22 protein-coding genes are annotated in these 22486 nt (G+C 43.4%); all 22 read left to right on the top strand.

Annotated elements, in window-relative coordinates:
- Positions 1–207: 207 nt before the first annotated feature.
- The 22 genes from KQI22_RS10860 (at position 208) to KQI22_RS10755 (ending at position 22436) form a co-directional block, all read left to right on the top strand.
- The gene (locus KQI22_RS10860; protein WP_216552226.1) at positions 208–1569 is read left to right on the top strand and encodes a DUF6056 family protein; all 1362 of its coding nucleotides are present in this window, start codon (positions 208–210) and stop codon (positions 1567–1569) included.
- 157 nt (positions 1570–1726) lie between these two features.
- On the top strand, positions 1727–2875 hold the full coding sequence (locus tag KQI22_RS10855) for a cell wall hydrolase (protein ID WP_216552224.1): 1149 nt from the start codon (positions 1727–1729) through the stop codon (positions 2873–2875).
- A 157-nt stretch (positions 2876–3032) separates the two neighbouring features.
- Complete coding sequence (locus tag KQI22_RS10850; RefSeq protein ID WP_216552222.1) at positions 3033–3881, top strand: DegV family protein; 849 nt, start codon at positions 3033–3035, stop codon at positions 3879–3881.
- A gap of 111 nt (positions 3882–3992) precedes the next feature.
- Positions 3993–4457 (top strand): NfeD family protein, encoded by a 465-nt coding sequence (locus tag KQI22_RS10845; RefSeq protein ID WP_216552220.1) that lies wholly within the window; start codon positions 3993–3995, stop codon positions 4455–4457.
- Between the two features lie 2 nt (positions 4458–4459).
- On the top strand, positions 4460–5383 hold the full coding sequence (locus tag KQI22_RS10840) for an SPFH domain-containing protein (RefSeq protein WP_216552218.1): 924 nt from the start codon (positions 4460–4462) through the stop codon (positions 5381–5383).
- Positions 5384–5527: 144 nt separating this feature from the next.
- Positions 5528–6517, top strand: a complete 990-nt coding sequence (gene argF, locus KQI22_RS10835) for an ornithine carbamoyltransferase (protein ID WP_216552233.1) — start codon at positions 5528–5530, stop codon at positions 6515–6517.
- Positions 6518–6527: 10 nt separating this feature from the next.
- Positions 6528–7508 (top strand): biotin--[acetyl-CoA-carboxylase] ligase, encoded by a 981-nt coding sequence (locus tag KQI22_RS10830; RefSeq protein ID WP_216552217.1) that lies wholly within the window; start codon positions 6528–6530, stop codon positions 7506–7508.
- Complete coding sequence (locus KQI22_RS10825; protein WP_022003980.1) at positions 7495–7875, top strand: DUF6145 family protein; 381 nt, start codon at positions 7495–7497, stop codon at positions 7873–7875. The genes KQI22_RS10830 and KQI22_RS10825 overlap by 14 nt, the downstream gene beginning before the upstream one ends.
- 1 nt (position 7876) lies before the next feature.
- Positions 7877–8662: a type III pantothenate kinase gene (locus KQI22_RS10820; protein ID WP_216552215.1), complete on the top strand. Its 786-nt coding sequence runs from the start codon at positions 7877–7879 to the stop codon at positions 8660–8662.
- The gene (gene dusB / locus KQI22_RS10815; protein ID WP_216552213.1) at positions 8655–9629 is read left to right on the top strand and encodes a tRNA dihydrouridine synthase DusB; all 975 of its coding nucleotides are present in this window, start codon (positions 8655–8657) and stop codon (positions 9627–9629) included. Before KQI22_RS10820 ends, dusB begins: the two co-directional genes overlap by 8 nt.
- 8 nt (positions 9630–9637) lie before the next feature.
- Positions 9638–10465 (top strand): hypothetical protein, encoded by an 828-nt coding sequence (locus KQI22_RS10810; protein WP_216552211.1) that lies wholly within the window; start codon positions 9638–9640, stop codon positions 10463–10465.
- 60 nt (positions 10466–10525) lie between these two features.
- Positions 10526–11011 carry a transcription elongation factor GreA gene (gene greA / locus KQI22_RS10805; protein ID WP_442905256.1) on the top strand — a complete coding sequence of 162 codons (486 nt, stop codon included), beginning with the start codon at positions 10526–10528 and terminating at the stop codon, positions 11009–11011.
- Between the two features lie 214 nt (positions 11012–11225).
- A complete protein-coding gene (gene lysS, locus KQI22_RS10800) occupies positions 11226–13109 on the top strand; it encodes a lysine--tRNA ligase (RefSeq protein ID WP_253293608.1) in 1884 nt (627 codons plus the stop codon).
- A gap of 443 nt (positions 13110–13552) precedes the next feature.
- Positions 13553–14680 (top strand): AAA family ATPase, encoded by a 1128-nt coding sequence (locus KQI22_RS10795; RefSeq protein WP_216552205.1) that lies wholly within the window; start codon positions 13553–13555, stop codon positions 14678–14680.
- 13 nt (positions 14681–14693) lie between these two features.
- The gene (locus KQI22_RS10790; protein ID WP_216552203.1) at positions 14694–15200 is read left to right on the top strand and encodes a hypothetical protein; all 507 of its coding nucleotides are present in this window, start codon (positions 14694–14696) and stop codon (positions 15198–15200) included.
- A gap of 130 nt (positions 15201–15330) precedes the next feature.
- Entirely contained in the window at positions 15331–15600 is a 270-nt protein-coding gene (locus KQI22_RS10785) for a helix-turn-helix domain-containing protein (protein WP_216552201.1), read from the top strand.
- A gap of 67 nt (positions 15601–15667) precedes the next feature.
- Positions 15668–16303 (top strand): hypothetical protein, encoded by a 636-nt coding sequence (locus KQI22_RS10780; protein ID WP_216552199.1) that lies wholly within the window; start codon positions 15668–15670, stop codon positions 16301–16303.
- A 5-nt stretch (positions 16304–16308) separates the two neighbouring features.
- Positions 16309–17181 (top strand): ATP-grasp domain-containing protein, encoded by an 873-nt coding sequence (locus tag KQI22_RS10775; protein ID WP_216552197.1) that lies wholly within the window; start codon positions 16309–16311, stop codon positions 17179–17181.
- Positions 17182–17326: 145 nt separating this feature from the next.
- The gene (locus KQI22_RS10770) at positions 17327–18952 is read left to right on the top strand and encodes a DUF2828 family protein (protein WP_216552195.1); all 1626 of its coding nucleotides are present in this window, start codon (positions 17327–17329) and stop codon (positions 18950–18952) included.
- A gap of 247 nt (positions 18953–19199) precedes the next feature.
- Positions 19200–19688 (top strand): hypothetical protein, encoded by a 489-nt coding sequence (locus KQI22_RS10765; protein ID WP_216552193.1) that lies wholly within the window; start codon positions 19200–19202, stop codon positions 19686–19688.
- Positions 19689–19835: 147 nt separating this feature from the next.
- Positions 19836–20288, top strand: coding sequence for a hypothetical protein (locus KQI22_RS10760; RefSeq protein ID WP_216552191.1), 453 nt, complete (start codon positions 19836–19838; stop codon positions 20286–20288).
- 12 nt (positions 20289–20300) lie between these two features.
- Positions 20301–22436, top strand: coding sequence for a PTS sugar transporter subunit IIC/EAL domain-containing protein (locus tag KQI22_RS10755; RefSeq protein ID WP_216552189.1), 2136 nt, complete (start codon positions 20301–20303; stop codon positions 22434–22436).
- Positions 22437–22486 lie beyond the last annotated feature (50 nt).

Here is a 22486-nt window from a genome sequence, read left to right as displayed (position 1 = left end):
TCATTTGTACTTTGTGTACTGGTTTCTTTTGTCTTGCCATAAAATAAGGCCTCCTATGATTTTATATTTTATCATAGAAGACCTTAAAATCCTATTTACAGAAAAACTTTCACAGACTCTGAAATCTGCTATCTGATAACAATAAACAATGAAAATTCGTATGTCATACATACAGGAAGTTATATGGGAACTGCAGAGGATTGAAAATTGAATTGGATAAAAAAAACGAACAATAAATTAAAACAAGGTATAGTAGCATACTATCCATTATTATTAATTGCTTTTGTATGGCTTATGCTTCAGCTTTTGATGCAGGCTTGGACAGGAGATGAATTTCTTTATGCTGATTTGCTCGATCAGATGAGTCTGCCACAAATTGCAAAGAAATATTATATGACGTGGTCAAGCAGAATACTGTGGGATATGTTGGGAGCATTTACCCATCATTATCCACTAATGCTTTTCAAACTTATGAATACAGCTATGATTTTACTGGAAATGTTTGGAATATTATTGCTGATTGATAATCATGAAACAAATACACAATGGTTTGTAGGCTTCTTGCTTTTGCTTTTTCCCTATGTCTCTTTTTACGATTGCGGATTTACAATCACATCACTTTATTATATTTGGCCGGCTGTTTTTATGTTGTACGCACTTATTGTTTGTATCCGATACCCTAGATTGGAAACGGGAAAATCAAAATGCGGATTCATAATAGCAGAAATTGTGTTAACAACATTTGCAGCGGATATGGAACAATATTTGGTTATCTTATTGGGAATACAGCTATTCTTTTTTATGATGGATTCGTTTCAAAAAAAGATAAATATCTGTACCTGTGTAGGAATTTTGACAAGCATTATGGTCGCTGTATTTACTTTTTCTGCTCCGGGAAAAGAAAATAGAATTATGCAAGAGATTGGTAATTCTTTCCCGGAATATGGCATGCTATCTTTTTTACAAAAGATAAATATAGGGTTTTCCACAACAATGAAGGAAACGGTATTGGGCGGGGATGCAACTTGGCTTGTTATGACAGGAATGCTGGTTGTTATTTCATTTGGCGCATGCAAGAACCGATTGGAGAAAATGGTTTGCATGCTTCCATTTGGTCTATGCTGTCTATATGGTCCTGGGTATAATATACTCTCGGGTATATTCCCTTATTTATATAAGACAAAAGAAGTGGGATATTATGGGGTATCAGATCTTACAGATTTTGATCAGATACGAACATGGGTTCCGCTGTTTATTATGGTACTTTTTTGGGTATCGCTTCTTCTGGCGGTTTGGTTGCTTATACAAAATAAGGAAAAATTAGATCCCTGTTTTTACATTCTGATTCCATTACTTGTTTTTGGATTATTAAGCAGAGTGGCGCTTGGATTTTCTCCAACAATTTATGCATCTGGAAATCGAACATTCTATCCATTGTGGCTAACTATATGTATAGTATGTGCTTACTTATTTACCATAGGTGAGAAGAGACAAAAGACCATATTCGGTTGGTTTGTCGGAGCCCTTTCCTTCATTTCTTTTATTGTTTTTGCAAGCATATTGCGGTGAATTGGGCGTCTGAACGCCCAAAATTTGACAAAGTGTGAAGAATCTGTTATAGTCTCTCATATAAGATTTAACATTTTTGTAACAAATGCAACAGAAATGTAACGTAGTCTTATAAAAAAGTTAAGAAATAAACCTATGCGTTTACATGGGAGGCTTTATGTTTAGTAAAAAAGAAATTCTGAAAAGAAGTCTGGCGGGTCTTATGACAGCAGCCATCGTACTGACAGGTGTACAGACACCGGTGCAGGCAGACAACTTACAGGATGAGGTAACACTTCATGCAGGTGCCACAGCAGTAATGAACGGTGCCTATGGAGATGCGGAGCAGAAGACAGATAACACGGATCTGCAGGCAGGTGCAGCCCTCTATCTGGAAAAGGATGGAGAGGAGCTGGCAGCAGTGACAGAGGTAGATGCAGGTGCAGCCATAGAAGAAGCGGTGGAAGAAGAGGAATCTTCTGATGTGGTTATGGCAAATGTCAATGATGCGGTCAATGTCAGAGTAGAGCCAAACGAGGAAGCGGAAGTAGCCGGTAAGCTGTATAAGAACTGCGGCGGTACGATCCTTGAGCAGGCAGATGGCTGGACAAAGCTGACAAGCGGTGAGCTGACAGGCTGGACGAAGGATGAATTCCTTTTATTCGGCGATGAAGCAGAAGCAATGCAGCAGGAAGTTGGATCCCTGAAAGCAACTGTTAAAACAGATGCACTTCGTGTCAGAAAAGAAGCAAATGAAGAAGCAGGCATTTATACCGTACTTGCACTTGGAGAATCTGTTACAGCGGTAGAAGAAGCAGATGGCTGGGTAACAGTACAGGTAGATGAAGATACACAGGGCTATGTCAGTGCGGATTATGTGGATGTAGCTTTTACAGTAGAAACAGGAAAGACAAACGAGCAGATCGAAGCAGAAAAGAAAGAAGAAGAAAAAAAGAAACTGAGTGAGAATCGTGGCGCAGTCAGCTGTGAGACATCCGATGTGACATTACTCGCAGCACTGATCCAGTGTGAAGCGGGCAGAGAATCCTATGAAGGAAAGCTGGCAGTCGGTGCAGTTGTTATGAACCGTGTCAGAAGCGGCTCTTATCCGGGTTCGGTAAGCGGCGTTGTCAATGCACCATCACAGTTTCCACCTGCAACGAACGGTAAAGTGGCAGCAGTGATCGCAAACGGACCAAGTGCTTCCTGCGTAGAAGCAGCACAGGCAGCGATCAACGGTGCGACCAATGTGGGCGGTGCAACTCATTTTAAGGCAGCCAGCAGTGGTCAGGCAGGTGTTGTGATCGGTAATCACGTATTTTGGTAAATATAGAAATTGATAAAAGCTGTTATTTCAGATGCAGGCATTGCTCTGGAGTAACGGCTTTTTTATGTTTCGTCTCTGTGTTTTAGAGTGGTATACTTGCTAGATGGGCATTTTATGAGTATAATGAGCGCAAAGAAATGAAAAGAAGGAAAGTGAAATGGTAAAAATAATTGCAGACAGTACATGTGACCTTTCAGAAGAACTGATCCAAAAGTATGATATATCCATCCTGCCTTTGCATATTTTGTTAGGAGAGGAAGAATATGAGGACGGAAAGACCATTACACCGGAAGAGATCTTTGCATGGTCCGATGCACATAAGACAACGCCGAAAACTTCAGCACCGGGGCTTGAGCAGGCAATTGCACTGATCCGGCCGTTTGTGGAGGCGGAAAGAGAAGTGATCTGTTTTTCCATCTCGGACAGCATGTCCACCTCGGGAAATGTGATGCGGCTTGCAGTGGAAGAACTGCATGCGGATGGTCTGGTGACGGTGATCGATTCGGAAAATCTGTCCACCGGGATCGGGCTTCTGGTGGTGGAGGCAGCACAGATGGCACAGGAAGGCAAAACTGCCGTGGAGATCACGGAACGGATCTATGATCTGCGTCCACGTGTCAGAGCCAGCTTTGTGGTGGATACGCTGACCTATCTCCACAGAGGAGGCAGATGCAGTGGTGTGGCAACTCTGGCAGGCAGTGTGCTGAAACTGCATCCAAAGATTCTGGTAAAAGACGGCGCCATGGGTGTGGCAAAAAAATACAGAGGAAAGCTGGCGTCTGTAGTGCGTGCTTATGTGACGGATATGGAGGATGAACTGCGCCTCGCAAGACCGGAGCGGGTTTTTATCACACATTCCGGCTGCGACAGAGCCATTGTCGAGGAGACAAGAAGTTATCTGGAAGGGCTGGGTGTTTTTGAAGAAGTACTGGAGACAAGAGCAGGAGGCGTTGTTTCCAGCCATTGTGGGCCGGGAACGCTCGGTGTATTGTTTATTGCCCGGTAAATGAAATGTAAATACGGGGTAAATTGCTTGAATAAACAGGCAAAGTATAGTATGATTCCTTTATACAGGCAGAGCCTGTAAACAGAAGTCAAAAGGGGAAAGGAGAAGCAGATGACATTATTGGGATTACTTTCTACGTCACAGTCATTATTCTGGCTGGCAGTACTTGTAGTATGCATCGTGATTGAAATTGCAACGATGGGACTGACAACAATCTGGTTTGCAGGCGGCGCGCTTATTGCAGCTATTCTGGCTATGTTTTCCGTACCGTTTCCGGTGCAGGTCGTCAGCTTCATTCTGGTATCTTTCATACTGCTGTTATTTACCAGACCGATCGCAGTCAAATATTTCAATAAAGACAGAGTCAGGACCAATATTGAAAGCCTGATCGGACAGGAAGCGATCGTTGTTGGTGAGATCGACAATCTGGAACAGATCGGTCGTGTGACATTGCAGGGAAAAGAATGGACTGCAAGGACGGAGAAAAACGGAGTGAAAATTCCGGTAGGAAGCGTTGTGATCGTAAAGGCGATCGACGGCGTAAAACTAATTGTTGAAGAAAGAAAAGAGGATTAAAAATGGGAACACTTATTACCGCACTTGTTTTACTTGTAATCGTGATCTGGGTACTTGCAAGTTGTATTAAGATCGTACCGCAGGCACAGGCTTATGTAGTGGAGCGTCTGGGCGCTTATCAGGGAACATGGTCTGTAGGACTTCATTTTAAGACGCCTTTTATTGATAAGATCGCCAAAAGAGTTGTATTAAAAGAGCAGGTAGTGGATTTCGCACCACAGCCGGTTATCACAAAAGATAACGTTACCATGCGAATCGATACTGTTGTATTTTACCAGATCACAGATCCGAAGCTGTTTGCATACGGTGTTGAGAATCCGATCATGGCAATCGAAAACCTGACAGCTACAACACTTCGTAACATCATCGGTGATATGGAACTTGACCAGACACTGACATCCAGAGAGATCATCAATACAAAGATGAGCACAACACTGGATATTGCAACTGACCCATGGGGTATCAAAGTAAACCGTGTAGAGCTGAAAAACATCATCCCACCTGCAGCAATTCAGGATGCAATGGAGAAGCAGATGAAGGCAGAGCGTGAAAGACGTGAATCCATCCTGCGTGCGGAAGGTGAGAAGAAGTCTACGATCCTTGTTGCAGAAGGTAAGAAAGAATCTGCAATTCTGGAAGCAGAGGCTGAAAAGCAGTCTGCTATCCTGCGTGCGGAAGCACAGAAGGAAAAGATGATCCGCGAGGCAGAAGGTGAAGCTGCTGCAATCTTAAAGGTACAGCAGGCAAATGCAGACGGTATCCGCATGATCCGTGAAGCAGGCGCAGATGAAAAGGTTCTGCAGATCAAGAGTCTGGAGGCACTGGAAAAGGTTGCTGAGGGAGAATCCACAAAGATCATTATCCCTTCCGACCTGCAGGGGGTTGCATCACTGGCAACCACTTTTAAAGAAGTAATTTCAAAGTAAGAAGTTTAAAATAAAACTGTAGGAAACAGGTAAAGGGATGGCTTCGTAAGAAGTGATCCCTTTATTCGGGAATATGGTGCTAAATAGCAGCCGGAAATATATTTACAGACAGAAACAGATAGGAAAGGACAGCATATGAGTAAGATAGATTTAAAAGGACGCGATTTTTTGAAACTGCTTGATTATACACCGGAGGAGATCCTGTATCTGGTCGATCTGGCAGCAGAATACAAGGAAATGAAGAAAAAGGGAAAACTGCATGACAGCCTGCATGGTAAAAATGTAGCACTGATCTTTGAAAAGACATCCACCAGAACACGCTGCTCTTTTGAAGTGGCAGCGCATGATCTTGGTATGGGAACGACTTATCTGGACCCGACAGGTTCCCAGATCGGTAAAAAAGAGAGTATTGCAGATACCGCAAGAGTGCTTGCAGGCATGTATGACGGTATCGAGTACAGAGGATTTGACCAGTCTATCGTGGAAGAACTTGCACAGTATTCCAAAGTGCCTGTCTGGAACGGACTGACAAATGAATTCCATCCGACCCAGATGCTGGCAGATATTCTGACGATCCGTGAAAAACTGGGCAGGATCAAAGGCGTAAAACTTGCATATATGGGAGATGCCCGTTATAATATGGGAAATTCCTGGATGGTAACCTGCGCAAAGCTTGGTATGGATTTCAGAGCCTGCGCACCAAAGGCTTACTTCCCGGATCAGGAACTGATCAAAACCTGTGAAGAGATCGCAAAAGAAACAGGTGCAAAGCTGACCTTTACGGAAGATCCGATGGAAGGTACAAAGGACGCAGATGTTATTTACACAGATGTATGGGTTTCCATGGGAGAACCTGATGCAGTCTGGGCAGAAAGGATCAGAGATCTTTCCCCTTATCAGGTCAACAAAAAGCTGATGGACAATGCGGCTGAAGGAGCCATTTTTATGCATTGTCTGCCTGCATTCCATGACCTGAAGACGAAGATCGGAAAAGAAAAAGGCGAGCAGTTCGGCGTAACTGAAATGGAAGTAACGGATGAAGTGTTTGAATCAGAGCAGTCTGTTGTATTTGACGAAGCAGAAAACCGTATGCATACGATCAAGGCCGTGATGGCAGCAACACTTGGCGCATAAGGACAGGATAATGAAAACGGAAATATTAAAATTACTCAGAGAACAGGACGGATATCTGTCCGGACAGCAGATCTGTGAAACACTTGGTGTTTCCCGGACAGCAGTCTGGAAGGTGATGAACCAGTTGAAGGAGGAAGGCTATCAGATCGAAGCGGTTCCGAATAAAGGCTATCATCTTCTGCAGACACCGGATATCCTTTCTGTCAGTGAAATAGAGAGCAGACTGACCACAGACTATATGGCAAGAAAGCTTTATTACTATGATGTGACGGATTCGACCAATACGGACTGCAAGCGGTATATGGAAGAAGAGGGTGTGCAGGGTACACTTGTGGTGGCGGATATGCAGCGTGCAGGCAAAGGACGCAGAGGCAGAAGCTGGGAATCTCCAAGCGGACATGCCATTTTTATGTCTCTTGGCCTAAAACCGGAGATCTCACCGAATAAGGCTTCCATGCTGACACTTGTCATGGCACTTGCGGTCTGTGACGGTATTGCAGAGGTGACAGGACAGGAAACAGGGATCAAGTGGCCGAACGATGTTGTATTGCATCAGAAAAAGATCTGTGGCATTCTGACGGAAATGAGTGCGGAGCTGGATTACATCAATCATGTGATCATTGGTGTCGGTATTAATGTCAATCAGACAGAGTTCCCGGAGGAGATTGCAAAAACAGCAACCTCTCTCTGTATTGAAATGGGACATCCTGTGCAGAGGGCATCTGTGATCGCTGCGGTGATGTCATATTTTGAAAACTATTATGAGAAGTTTATACAGGCTGGCGATCTTTCCGCCATTCTGGAAGAATACAATGACAGACTGGTGAACCGGAATGCGCAGGTACGTGTTCTGGATCCGAAGGGTGAGTTTTCGGGAACAGCGCTTGGTATCAACAAGAGCGGTGAGCTTTTAGTAAAAAAGGAAGACGGAAGCGTGACGGAGGTATATGCCGGTGAAGTTTCCGTAAGAGGAATATATGGCTATGTCTGATCTGCAAATGAAAGACCGTATGGCAGACGGCAGAATTGTTCTGTGCGGTTCCAATGCATACGAAAAAAAATACTATTTCAATCCACTGTTTGATTCCGTACCGGAATCGGTTAAGGAAGAATTGCATATCATCTGTGTGTTGTTTACAGAAGAAGCAGGTGGCGTTTTCCTGATCGTGTTTGAACCGGATGGCAGCATTTCCATGGAGACAGAGGCTGCGGAAGAGGATATTTTATATGATGATATCACAGCAGGACTGCTGGTGAGTGAGATCCGCAGGCACAGACAGACGCTGTTTGAGGAGCTGCAGCTTTTCTACAGAGTATTTGTACTGAAAGAAGATATTACACTGGAGGATGAAACGTAAGATGATATTAGTACTGGATGTGGGAAACACAAATATTACGTTTGGCGCATATGAAGAAGAAAAACTTGTGACAACATTCCGTATGACGACAAAGGTACAGCGTACCTCGGATGAATACGGGATCGTGATCCGTGATCTGCTGCATATGAACGGGGTAAAGCGGACTGATATTGAAGGCAGCATTGTGGCAAGTGTTGTACCAAACGTGATGCATTCGCTGACAAGTGCCATGATCCGTTATATCGGAACGAATCCGATCGTAGTCGGACCGGGGACAAAATCAGGGATCCAGGTAAAGACGAAGAATCCGCGGGAGCTTGGTGCAGACCGTGTGGTAGATGCGGTCGCTGCCTATGAGAAATACGGCGGACCGATCCTGGTGCTGGATTTCGGTACGGCGACAACTTACGATTATGTATCGGAGGATGGCTGTTTGATGGCAGGGGTAACTGCGCCCGGAATCCGTATTTCCGCTGCGGCACTTTCTGAAAATGCAGCAAAACTGCCGGCATTTGAGATCAAAAAACCGGACAGTATTTTAGCGGGCGATACGGTAACGAGCATGCAGGCAGGTATCATGTACGGACAGATCGGACAGACGGAATATATCATCCGCCAGATGAAAAAGGAAACGGGCTGTGATAATATGAAGGTTGTTGCAACAGGCGGTCTGGGAAGAGCGATTTCCAAAGAAACTGCGCTGATTGATTATTATGATTCGACGCTGACACTGGACGGACTGCGGATCATTTACCAGAAAAACAGACAGGAAAAGAAGCATGAATAAAAAGCTGAAAATAGGAAATGTCAGCCTTGAAAATCCGGTTGTACTGGCTCCGATGGCAGGTGTAACAGACCTGCCATTTCGTTTGCTCTGCAAAGAGTACGGGGCAGGACTTCTCTGTATGGAGATGGTATCGGCAAAGGCGATCTATTATAACAATAAAAATACAGAGCTGCTGATGGAGATCCATCCGGAGGAAAAGCCGGTTTCGCTGCAGTTGTTTGGCTCAGATCCTGATATTATCAGTGAAATGGCGAAAAAGATCGAGGAAAAGCCGTTTGATATTCTGGACATCAATATGGGCTGTCCGGTGCCAAAGGTAGTCAATAACGGAGAAGGCTCCGCACTGATGAAAAATCCGAAGCTGGTGGAAGAGATCCTGACCAAAACCGTAAAGGCGATTCAAAAGCCGGTAACGGTCAAGATCCGCAAGGGCTTTGATGATGCACATGTCAACGCGGTAGAGATCGCAAAGATCGCAGAAGCCAGCGGCGTTTCCGCGATCGCTGTGCATGGACGGACCAGAGAGCAGTATTATGCGGGCAAGGCAGACTGGGAGATCATCAGACAGGTCAAAGAGGCAGTTTCTGTTCCGGTCATCGGAAACGGTGATATCACAGACTGCGCTTCGGCGGCTACGATGTTGAAACAGACAGGCTGTGACGGTATTATGATCGGGCGTGCGGCGCGGGGAAATCCGTTTATTTTCGGACAGATCGCGTCTTTTCTGGAAACAGGGAAACAGCCGGATAAGCCGTCGCTAACACTGATCAGAGATACAATACTCAGACATGCGGACCTGCAGGTCAAGTACAAAGGAGAATATACCGCAGTGCGTGAAATGCGTAAGCATATCGCATGGTATTCGGCGGGACTCAAAAATTCTGCCAGACTGCGGGGCGAGATCAACGAGATCGAAAGCATGGAAGAACTGCGTGAAAGAGTCATACAGCTTTTCTCTCCGGCATAAGCTGTGATATGGACGACTATTTTTATTACCTGACGGGGGAAAAACCGGAGAAAGCACCTTCTTATGTGGATATCGAAGACTACCGCATCTGGGGCGTGTGGATAAAGGAAGAAAAATTGCTGCAGCATCTGACGGACAGGACGATCAGGCATAAAAAAGCGGAGAAGAAAAGCAACCGGATCCTGCATACATTGCTGCGCCATCTGTGGAAAAGAAAATTTGAAAAAAATAAAAAAGAAGAAATACCGCAAGCGGCGTGTGTGGATTTTCTGGATCCCATGCACAAAGTAGCCAGTGAAGCACTGGAAAAGAGATTGCCGGGAGAAGACCTGCTTAAGTGGGATTTTCCCGGCAAACTTTATCTTGCCTTTGGCAGGGCGATGCTGCGAAAACTGTTTGAGGAGCAGGGACAGATCACACTTTTCTGCCTGCTTTCGGAGGAAACGGATCATGAACTGCCGCAGTTTCTGGCGGAGCATGCACTCTGTCTGCGAGAACTTGTCTTTTTTGCTCCTGCATACGGAACGGACAGGGCAGAAGACATGCTGGAGGAGATCTATGAGGAAACGGGACTTGTGGGAAGCTGCAGCGGCTATGGGAAGCTGCCTCTGTATCTGGCAGCCATACAACAGTATGAGTCTGGTGATGCAGGAAGAGGGGAACAACTGGTCATTCTGGACGAAAACGGCGAGATTCCGGTGGCATTTTCCGGAGCAGTATATATTGCCGCACATTCTTCCTGTGCAAAAAGGAAAATCCGAGGGATGCAGGAGTGCGGAATGCACTGTAAAACCTTGCGAAAGTACCTTGACAGTACCTTTTTGAGTGGGCTATAATGTCTAAGTTAAAGTGGCGGCAGATGCCCGCTGTATCAAAGCAAAGAAAGGATGAAAGTCGTGGAAGCAAAGAAAAATATCTTAACCTATGAAGGTCTCAAGAAATACGAAGATGAATTGGAAAATTTAAAGGTCGTTAAGCGTCAGGAAGTTGCGCAGAAGATCAAAGAAGCAAGAGCACAGGGTGACTTATCCGAAAATGCTGAGTATGATGCAGCAAAAGATGAGCAGCGTGACATCGAAGCACGAATTGATGAGCTGGAAAAAATCTTAAAAAATGCCGAAGTTATCGTAGAAGATGAAGTAGATCTCGACAAGATTAACGTTGGCTGTCAGGTCAAGATTTTAGATATCGAAATGAATCAGGAGCTTGATTACAAGATCGTAGGTTCTACAGAGGCAAACAGCTTAAAGGGAAAGATCTCCAATGAATCTCCTGTAGGACGTGCACTGATCGGTGCCAAAACAGGCGATATCGTAAAGGTAGAAACACCTGGTGGAGAATTGGAATATCAGGTACTTGAAATTCAGAGAGCAGGAGTATAAGAACGTGGGAGATAAGAATCAGAATCAGACACAGGATGTCAACCAGCTGCTGCAGGTTCGTCGTGAAAAGCTGGCGAACCTGCAGCAGGCAGGAAAGGATCCTTTTCAGATAACAAAGTTTAATCAGACACACCATTCCATGGAAGTAAAGAAGCTTTATGAAGCACATGAAGCAGAGCTTTTGAAGGACCATAAAGAGCCGGATGTATCCGGAATGGATGAAGAACAGGCAAAGGAAGCACTGAAGGCAGATTATGAAGCAAAACGTGCCATTATGGACGCTCATCCTCTGCATGTAGCGATTGCCGGCCGTATGATGTTCAAGCGTGTCATGGGAAAAGCATCTTTCTGTAACATTCAGGATTTACAGGGAAGCATTCAGGTTTATGTAGCAAGAGATTCCATCGGAGAAGACTCTTATGCAGACTTCAAGAAAGCAGATATCGGTGATATCTATGGACTGGAAGGCTTTGTATTCCGTACAAGAACAGGCGAGATCTCTATTCATGCAGAGAAGATGACACTTCTCTCCAAGAGCTTACAGATCCTGCCGGAGAAGTTCCACGGACTGACAGATACCGATACCCGTTATCGTCAGAGATATGTGGATCTGATCATGAATCAGGACAGCAAGGAAGTTTTCATCAAGCGCTCCCAGATCATCAAGGAGATCCGTAATTTCCTCGCAGGACGCGATTTCATGGAAGTGGAAACACCGATGCTGGTTGCCAACGCAGGTGGTGCAGCAGCAAGACCGTTCGAAACGCATTACAATGCACTGAATGAAGATGTAAAGCTTCGTATTTCTCTGGAGCTTTATCTGAAGAGGCTGATCGTAGGCGGTCTTGAGCGGGTTTACGAGATAGGTCGTGTATTCCGTAATGAAGGTGTGGACACAAGACACAATCCGGAATTTACACTGATGGAATTATATCAGGCATATACAGATTATGAAGGCATGATGGAACTGACAGAGAGCATGTTCCGTTATCTGGCAGAAAAGGTATGCGGCAGCACAAAGTTCACGTACAACGGAATCGAGCTTGACTTTGGTAAGCCGTTTGCACGCCTGACCATGAACGATGCCATCAAGAAATATGCAGGCATTGATTTTGATGCTGTAGAAAGCGATGAAGCTGCCAAGGCACTTGCCAAGGAGCACAACATCGAATTTGAAGAACGCCATACAAAGGGCGATATCATCAATCTCTTCTTTGAGGAATATTGTGAGAAAGAGCTGATCCGGCCAACGTTTATTATGGATCATCCGGTTGCTATTTCTCCGCTGACAAAGAAGAAACCTTCTGATCCAAGCAAGGTAGAGCGTTTCGAGCTTTTCATCAATACATGGGAAATGTGTAACGCTTATTCCGAGCTGAACGATCCGATCGATCAGAGAGAGCGCTTCGCAGCACAGGATGCAGCTTTTGAAGCCGGCGATGAAGAAGCCAACCATACAGATGAGGACTTCTTAAATGCACTGGAGATCGGTATGCCACCGACAGGCGGTATCGGATACGGTATCGACAGACTTGTCATGCTGCTGACCGATTCACCGGCGATCCGTGATGTCCTGCTGTTCCCGACCATGAAGTCACTGGACTCCGATAAGAAGTATGCAAAAGCCGGTGATGCACAGGCAGACGGCGAAGCTGTTGAAGGACAGGCAGCAGGCGCAAATGACAACAATGGTTTCTTTACACCGAATGACAAGATCGATTTCAGCAATGTCAAGGTAGAGCCGTTATTCGAAGATGCAGTAGATTTCGATACATTCAGCAAATCTGATTTCAGAGCTGTTAAGGTAAAAGAGTGTGTTGCAGTACCGAAGAGCAAAAAGCTGTTACAGTTTACGCTTGACGATGGTACAGGCACAGACAGAACGATCCTTTCCGGAATTCATGCATATTATGAGCCGGAAGAGCTGGTTGGCAAGACGCTGATCGCGATTACCAACCTGCCACCGAGAGCCATGATGGGCATTGAGTCCTGTGGTATGCTGCTTTCCGCAGTAAACAACCTCAAGGATTCAGAGGAAGAAGAACTCCATCTGATCATGGTAGACAACCATATCCCGGCGGGCGCAAAGTTATACTAGAATAGTAAATATTTTATTTTATGATAAAGTTACGACAATAGTGAGCCAGGATGTAATAAAAGACTACTTCTAAACATGAAAATAGGTTGATTATTCCAAAGATGCTGTATCTACTAATGATAGAAGTAAATGTTCCCCATCAGTGATTGCTGATGGGGAATTTTATCGCAAAAGAAAGATTGTCTATGGAGATATGACAGAGATATTCTTACCATATCAAAGATGAATTTTTTGACTTGGTTCAGGATAAATATCTGATGAGTAATAAGGAACAGGGAAATTATCGTCCTCATTATTATTGGATTTCAATACATTCTGCAAATCTAATGATAGAAGTATATAAATGAATAGAACGGAGGATGAGTGCGTATAATTATTGACAGTCAATCATAATAAAAGTATAATCGTATTAGTTCCTAAAAAGGGAAGAAATGGCATAAGGAGTGAAAGAAATGATTTTGATGAACTTAAAGCTAAATAATTACATGGCTTTTAATGATTTTGAAATTAATATGTCATATCCAAAGAAGATTGTTGGAAATCAGATGGTAGAAAATCTGCAGAACCATCCTAATTTTAGATATAGGAAACTTAATATATTGATGGGATCAAATGCATCTGGAAAAACATCTATTGGAAGAATGCTTATGTCTATTTTCAATTTTATTGATAGAAAAGAATTTACTAATCTTATAACATATATCAATGATACCCAAAAGGATGCTACATTCGAAATTCAGATTGTTGTCAGGGATAATTTTTACAGAATTACTTCTATTATAAAAGGAAAAAGAGAAGAATGTGATTATACTAGTGAAAATTTTTTGACGAAAGTTGAAAAGATTGAAATTAATAAGACTGAGACTTATGAGAGATGTTTGGAAAGATTGCAGGCGAAGTCAACAAGCGAATATAATCATGATTTTTTGCGGGAACTTGAAAAAGTTGAAAAATTATCGTGGGCGTTTGAGTTCCCAAGAGACAGTAGAAGAGTAACATCAAGATATATTCCTGAAAATGAGAAGAGGTATCTTAGTATCTTAAAAAATACACTTCAGGCTCTGGATCCATTAATTACGGAAGTAGAAAAGGTAAGTGAGGTAAAAGACACCTATGTTATACATTTAGGGAATGAACCAATTATGATTAAGAATGGAATAATTGTTGGAGACGATAAACTTTCCAGTGGCACAAAAGAAGGTATTAGTCTTGCCAATATGTTTGCTGCATTGGTATGTGGAGGATATAGTTTTTTTTACTGTGATGAAAAATTTTCATACATCCATTCAGATATAGAAAAAGCTTTTCTATCTCTTATGGTTCAAAAACTTGAGGGAGATAGTCAGTTGTTTTTTACAACGCATAATACAGATATTTTAGACATGGATTTTCCTAAACACAGTTATAATTTTTTGAGAAAAGAGATATTCGGTGACAACTGTTATATTTCAGTTGTAAATGCAGGAGAGTATGTAAAGAAAAATAGAGATTCAGTTAAGATCGCCGTTCAAAATGATCTTTTTTCTTCAGCACCTATGTTGGAAAAAGTGTTTGCTTTGGCAGACATTTAAGGAGGGTGTAAGGATGAAAGATATTTATCAGTATTTTGTAGAGGGTGACGATGAGAAGCGATTAATTGAGGTATTAAAAACGGATATGAGATTGATTCAGCCGGGTAAGATTCAAGTTTTGAATGTTGTTCAGGAAAAATTGACGGATTTAAAGCTGAGAGTGTTATCGGAAGGTACAATTCTTATTTTTGTTTTTGATACAGATGCTGGTAATATTGATATACTTAACGAAAATATCAGGAAGGCAAAGAAATCCTCAAGAGTAAAGAATGTATATTGCATTACTCAGGTAAAAAATATAGAGGATGAACTTATCAGAAGTACGGATATTAAGCACATTGAAGAACTTCTCGACTCAAAAAGCAAATCGGATTTTAAAAGGGATTTTATTAGAGAAAAGAAACTGAAGCAGAAATTGGCAGCTCATTCATTTGATTTGAATATGCTATGGTGTAGGGAACCACAGCCCCCATATGACAAGATTCGTAATGATTCAAGTATAGTGAAAAATAAAGAATAAATTACATATGTATCGTTAAGCTATAATTTAACCACAAGTTAATACCACATTTCCCCAATTATGTGTTATGATATTGCCATGCGGTATTTTTGTAGGACAAATCGATGAGTTTTCCAAAAGGAGGCGCGACATGGAACGACCACATTTCGATATTGTGGCCAGCGGTGAGCGGATGAGACAGATCCGCAGACAGAGAAATATTTCTGTGAAGCAGGTCATGGAGTACATGGGGTTTGAATCAACCCAGGCTGTGTATAAGTGGGAAGCAGGAAAGTGTTATCCTCAGGCCGATAATCTGGTAGCCTTAGCAATTTTGTATCATGTAAGCCCAATGGAGCTTTTAGTGGAAGAGGACCTTGTGTCCTCTTCTACTTGTTTAGGATGTTCTATAGCTGCGTAGCCTGAACCACCGGTTGCTCGACAACAACTACTCTGAAAGATATGATGCTTTTATGGAGGTTGTAGAAATGTTACATAAAAAGGTATCGGTTGAGAAACAAAATGAATTTGCACGTCAGGCGTTTAAGAGGTGGAATGAAATACCAAAGAAGCTGAAGCTATCAAAAAGATTTTTGGAAAAACTGCTTCGTCATTATTTCTGCGAATCTGCAGTTGAAAAATTTTATGACAGCGAGCCTGATTTTGATGATGAAGAGTACAATATGTATCTGGATTATCAAAATAAGTTCCGGATAACCGGAAGATCCTTTTGGGAGCTTGTCACGAATATGGATGAAAACGGTGAAATAGCCGATAAAAAGTTTTCAAAAGAAGAGCATACACCGGAGGAATGCAAGCGCGCATATGAAAAAGTGAAGCAGATGTATGAGGCGTATGAAGAGCGGCGGATGAGCTTTAATAACTGGCAGGAATTATACGAAGAAGGAAACTGGGGGATGACACAGAACTATGTGGATAAATTTGCCGGATCTGTTCTCAACAGGGTCAGAAAAAGCTCGTACAGTAAGGCAGGAAGGATCTATTATGCAGAAGATAAGCAGGAAGGGCTTATAACAATCTATGTCTGCCTCAGAGATATAAAAAGTGTAGATTATTTCTTTGATTTCAGGAAAAAACAACAAAATAAACGCAAAAAAAGGTGAGATTGATGGTTCATACAATTTTATTCCCCTCAAGCTTTTTTGATGGGAAAAAGATAGACGAAGATATACAAAATGAATACGAAGCGGCGATAGATACAGGGCTATGGGAGGTTGTTTTATTCAGTTATGAAAAGTGGTTTCACGATGGCGTACTTGTATTATCCAAAGAAATCCCATCCCCTGTCACTGCAGTATATCGCGGCTGGATGATGAAAGAAGAGCAGTATGCTTCTTTCTACCACAAACTGCAGGAGAAAGGAATCACACTGGTTACGGATCCCAAGGCGTATCAATATTTTCATTATTTTCCACAGGTGTATGAGGCGATCAAAGAAGATACGCCAAAGATGCTTGCGGTTCCGTCCGGTAACGCATACTCGTTGGCGGATATACAAAAGAAGTTTGATCGCTTTATGGTGAAGGATTATGTGAAATCGGTAAAAGGCACAAATTTCCCGACCTATTTTACGAAAGATACAACGGAGGAAGCCTTCCGGAATGCCATGGAGCTTTTCTATCAATACCGCGGGGAGCTGCTCTCCGGCGGGTTATGTTTTAAGGAATATGTGGATCTGGCAAGATACGGAAAAGCAACAAATGAGTACCGCGTGTTCTACATCGAAAATGAGATTGCGTCTGTATCGAGAAATTCCCTGCAGGGGAATTTCACGCCTCAGCCGCCGAAAAACTTACTGGAAAGATATCGATCCCTTCCTTCTCCGTTTTATACGCTGGATTATGCAGAGCTGGCGGATGGAAGCTGGAAAATCCTTGAGGCGGGTGACGGAAGTGTGTCAGGACCGTCGGAGGGGCAGAATTTGTATGCATTTTACAGAGCATTGTATCAATGTCTGAACCACCGGTTGCTCGACAACTGACACCGTGAAATATAAGATAGTTTTATCAATGATACAGACACTTACAGCAGATGATTTGATTAGGTAAATGATGAGAATATACAAGCAGCGGGACCTGACGTCCTGTTTTCTATGTGTCTGGTGTTTCACGGAAAAGGAGGAACCTATGAAAAGAGCATTTTGGTTTGATGGCGCATATATGGATCAGCAGATTGCGGAAACGGATATCACCGGATCCCGTGCGGTTCAGTTTGTCAAAGGCTATCATAACAGATCAGTAACCGAAAACGGTGCTGTCGGATACAGAACAACCACAAAACCGTTACTGGATCTGAATTTTCAGGTTTCTTCCCTCAGAGCAAGAGAGGAAGCATATATCGTACAGGAATTTACGAAAGTTTTTCATGATTCTCCGGGGTATGCAGTAAAGTGGCTTTTCTTTGTGCGGGATATTCTGGAAGGATTGGGAGAAAGAAGAACCTTTCGGGTGTGTCTGAAATATCTTGCAATTTCCCGATCGGAGATAGCACGGGCTGTCCTTAATTATGTACCCCAATACGGCAGATATGATGATGCGCTTATCCTTCTGGATACGCCGCTGGCGGGCGATGTGGCGGGAATGTACAAAAAGCAGCTTGATCGGGATCTGGCAGCCATGGAAGCGGGAAAACAGGTATCTCTTCTTGGGAAATGGCTCCCCAGCTGTAATACATCTTCTAAAAAGACAAGAGCGTATGCGGGAAAGCTTTGCAGGTACTTTAAGATGTCGCAGAAAGAATATCGTAAGACACTGGCAAAGCTGCGGGCATATGCAAATGTTATAGAAACAAAAATGTCTGCTGGAGCATGGGCAGATATTGCATATGAAACGGTTCCGGCAAAAGCCAATATACTGTACGACAAAGCATTTGAAAGACATGACCGGGACAGAAGGATCGAGTATCTGGAAAAGGTATTGTTAGGCGAAGGTAACCTGAATACCAAGGGGCTGATGCCCTATGAGATCGTACACCGGATCACAGGCAAAAGCAGCTATTACCGAGTTTTGCAGGGAGATCTTCTTTCAGAACTCATGTGGAAGAAGATTGTGCGGGAAGGTTTTCAGAATGATTGGGGCTTTGAAGATGCCATTGTGGTGGCGGATGGTTCAGGCAGCATGTTTCAGATGGCATCCGGAAGCAGCTCTGTTATGGCAATCGAGATCTGTAATTCACTGGCAATTTATTTTGCCGAGCAGCTTCGTGGTGTCTTTCATAACAAAGCCATTACGTTCAGCGATCATCCGCAGTTTATTGATCTGAAAGAACATACAAGTCTTAAGGATAAGCTGGAGATCATGTTTGCACATAATGAAATGTCAAATACGAATATTGAGGCTGTATTTGACCTGCTTCTTGCAATGGCAGAGTGCGAGAATGTGCCACGGGAGGAGCTCCCCAAGCAGGTGCTCATTATTTCGGATATGGAATTTGATGAGGCAACTGCATCTTATTTTTTGGGAAAAAAGAGAAAACCTGTCAATGATACGCTGTTTGCCCGGATCGCAGGAAAGTATAAAGCTGCGGGATATCGGATGCCACGGCTGATCTTTTGGAACGTGTGTGGAAGAACGGATACCATTCCTATGGTAGATAACGAGGAAGGACTGTGCCTGCTTTCCGGTTTTTCACAAAATGCAATGAAGGTTGCCGCTGATCAAACCCAAAAAGATCCTTACAAGGCTTTGCTGCAGGTGTTGGATTCGCCACGGTATCAGGCGATCGAGGATGCGATCCTGCCATGGATCGCGTAGGGCTGCTGGAGAAGCCATGCAGATTGCACAGAACTGCTGGAGGAAGCATGCTGATCGCACGGAATTGCAGAAGACGATCTGAATTGGCTGGCATAAATGGCAGGTCTAGTCATGGGTTTCCATAAAAATATTTGCATAATAAGAAAAATGTGGTAAAATAGCGCTGGTTAGAAAGGACTAACCCGTGCTGTTTCTTTTTACAGAAAGTAAATAGGGACAGGAGAATAAGAAAAGGAAGGTATTAAAAATGCTGCTGTTATTACAAAACATATTATATTGTATTCTGTTTATCTTGCCGGTAAAATTAGCGGTAAAAAACGATGGAATGAATTGTCTGTATTTTTATCCGAAGGCATACATAGAGGAAGCCCAGAGACGGGGACTTGCGGATAAAGATGCAACAATGAAAAGAGGAAAACGTTTTATGGTACCGTTTTGCATCTTCATCTTTGTTGCCTTGATCCTGATCATCGCGCTGTGGAATCAGGTAACTGATTTCAAGACAGCTTTCTGGCAGGCATATCTGTTCCTGGTGGTTATGAACTGGTTTGATGGCATCCTGCTTGACAGAGTATGGGTGGCACACAGCAAGATCTGGGTCATCGAGGGTATGGAAGGAATTCCTTACATCAAGCCGTGGAAGGATGTTCTGGTAAAACGTGGTCTGGCTACCATCCTGTATCTTGTTATTGCACTGATCGTGGCAGGGATCGTGGTATTGATCGGCAAAATTTAATTGAAAGGTTTTGATGATTTTGATGTTGAATGGAGCACTTCTTGGGAAATCTGAGAAGTGCTTTTTTATGCAGAGTATGTTATACTGAGTAGCAGAAAAATAAAAATACAGGCAATGACGAAAGAGAAGAAAACGAAGGAGGCGGACATGAAAACGGAAATTGAGTCAGAACAGACAAATCTCCGGCTGGAGATCCCGGAAGCATATGAGCTTTCGGAAAATGAGGATGGCGACCGGACTTTTGCATGCTTTGAACGATCTGGCAGCAGTGACATGGTATTCAGCTTCCTTTTAGAAGCGGAGGAAGAAGATTTTCAGGATGCGGAGGACTATATCAGACGGGAATTTGCAGATGACTGCGCTGAAAATAAATGCAAAACAAAGATCTGCGAGCAGGCATACCTGCAGGGCAGAATGTATTACTATTATATTGTAAGCTTTAAAGATATGCATGCACGCTTCCAGAAGCTGGTAGCGGCGTGTGATATCAGACCGGGAGAAATTTATACTGTCGATACGGACTGGGTGGATAAAAAGGAAGTATTGACGATCGATGCAGTCAGTCCGTTTCTGGAGATTGCTGTTTCAGATAAAGAGTAGAAGCGACACTTTATGGGGGATGAAGCGGTTGCCAAGAAGGTACAGGGTATGGAAAATTTACAAAAGCACATAATGAACATAACGGATAAACTGGAAAACAGCTGTGTGGTCGGTGCAATCAGACAGGGCATGATTATGATGATCCCCCTTCTGGTGGTTGGTTATATGGCAGCTATGCTGATCAATCTTCCCATTCCGGCATTTCAGAAATTTCTGTCAGAGCTGTGGGGCGGATGTGTCAGAACTTTTTTAGAGAGTATTTATATCAGTGTGAATGATTTTTTTGCTGTCTATCTGACCATTGCGACAAGCGTCAGTTATTCGATGATGAAGCGCAGGAAAAAGGGTATTTACGAAAGTACCGGAAATGTTGTTATTCTGGTAATCATTACACTGGCAGCTTTCGCAGCCTATGCAGGCATCCAGTATGAGACGTTTTCCATTGCAAGGTTCAGCAATATGTACGCATTCAGTGCACTGGTGGTATCACTGATCTCGGGCAGTATTTATTATGCCCTGAAAGAAAGCCATTTCCTGCAGGCAAAGCGGCAGAGGACCAATACGGACAATGTGTATATCGGTGCGGTAGAGGGAATTCTGCCTGCAGTTATTATTATTGGTTTTTTTGTGCTGCTCAGACAGATATTATATGTGGCATTTGGTGTAAACGGGTTACAGGAACTTTTGGAAATGTTGTTTAATTTCCTGTTAAAACCACTGAAAAACGGGCTGGGAGCAGGTCTGATCGTAATCCTGCTGACACATGGTCTGTGGTTTTTCGGAATCCACGGACATAATATGCTGGACGCTGTGATCAAACAGAACTTTACGGATGTCACAGCAGGTATTTTCAGCAAGACAATGCAGGATGTATTTGTACTTTTGGGCGGTGCGGGTGCTATGTTGTGTCTGCTCATTGCCATTCTGCTGTTTGCAAAGAAAAAGGGCGTCCGCCATCTGGCGGGCATGGCAGCACCGAGCGTGCTGTTTAATATTAGTGAGATCGCACTCTTTGGTATTCCTGTCATTTTGAATCCAATCTTTCTGATCCCGTTTTTACTAGTACCGGTTTCCAATTTCCTGCTCTCATATGCAGCCATTTATTTTGGACTGGTACCTCATGTGATCCGGGAGATAGACTGGACAACGCCGATCTTTCTGAGCGGTTATAAAGCAACCGGTTCGTGGGCGGGTGTGATCCTGCAGGTTGTCTGTCTGGTGGTCGGTGTGCTGATCTATAAGCCGTTTGTCCGTTTATATGAAGAGCAGAATGAACGGCGTATGCGCCGGGATGTGAAACGTCTGGTTGAGGAAATGCAGCGGGAAGAAGAAAACAATGCGATTTCCTATCTGACGAAACGGGAAGATGATCTCGGACATACAGCACGTATTCTGGCAGCAGATCTGGTCGATGCAGTACAGAAAAAAGAACTGTTTCTGGTATACCAGCCACAGGTAAACTGTGAGGAAGTCTGTGTCGGTGTGGAAGCACTGATCCGCTGGAAGCATCCGGAGCTCGGCTTTATCTATCCGCCGCTGATCATTCAGCTTGCCAAGGAGAAAAAGGTACTGCACAAGCTGGAAGAATATATCATTGATGAGGCCGCAAATGTACTTTCCGGACTGGAACCGCTGACATCGGCAGAATTTAAAGTATCCGTAAATATTACCAATGAATCTCTGGCATGGGAGGATCTGGAAAAACATATTGCGGAAGCTGTGGAAAAATATAAAATTCCAAGTAAATATCTGTGTCTGGAGATCACAGAACAGGATGCGCTTTCTTCTTCAGTGGATGTAGCGGATAAGATCAGAAAACTGAAGGCGAGAGGACATCGTTTCCTGATCGATGACTTTGGAATGGGACATACCTCTCTTATGTATCTGCAGACCAATTATTTTGATGTGGTGAAGCTGGACGGCGCACTGACGAGAGATGTACTGACCAATGAGAGAAACAGTGATATCATTGCATCCATTGTATACCTGGGAAAATCGCTCCACTTTAAGATTATTGCGGAATATGTAGAGACAGAGGAGCAGAGAGATAAATTGAAAGAGCTGGGTTGTGATGCGTTCCAGGGATATCTGTACAGTAAACCGTTGGAACTGGATGAACTGATCGGCTGGCTGAAGCAATATAAATAGCAGTAAAACAAACTGGTATGGTAAAAATAACATAAATTGGCTGTTTTGAC

Origin of the sequence: Kineothrix sp. MSJ-39, assembly GCF_018917935.1 — a bacterium.
GTDB lineage: Bacteria > Bacillota > Clostridia > Lachnospirales > Lachnospiraceae > CAG-194.
Note: the sequence above shows the minus strand (reverse complement) of the source record. Positions and strands in the feature narration are given on the sequence as shown.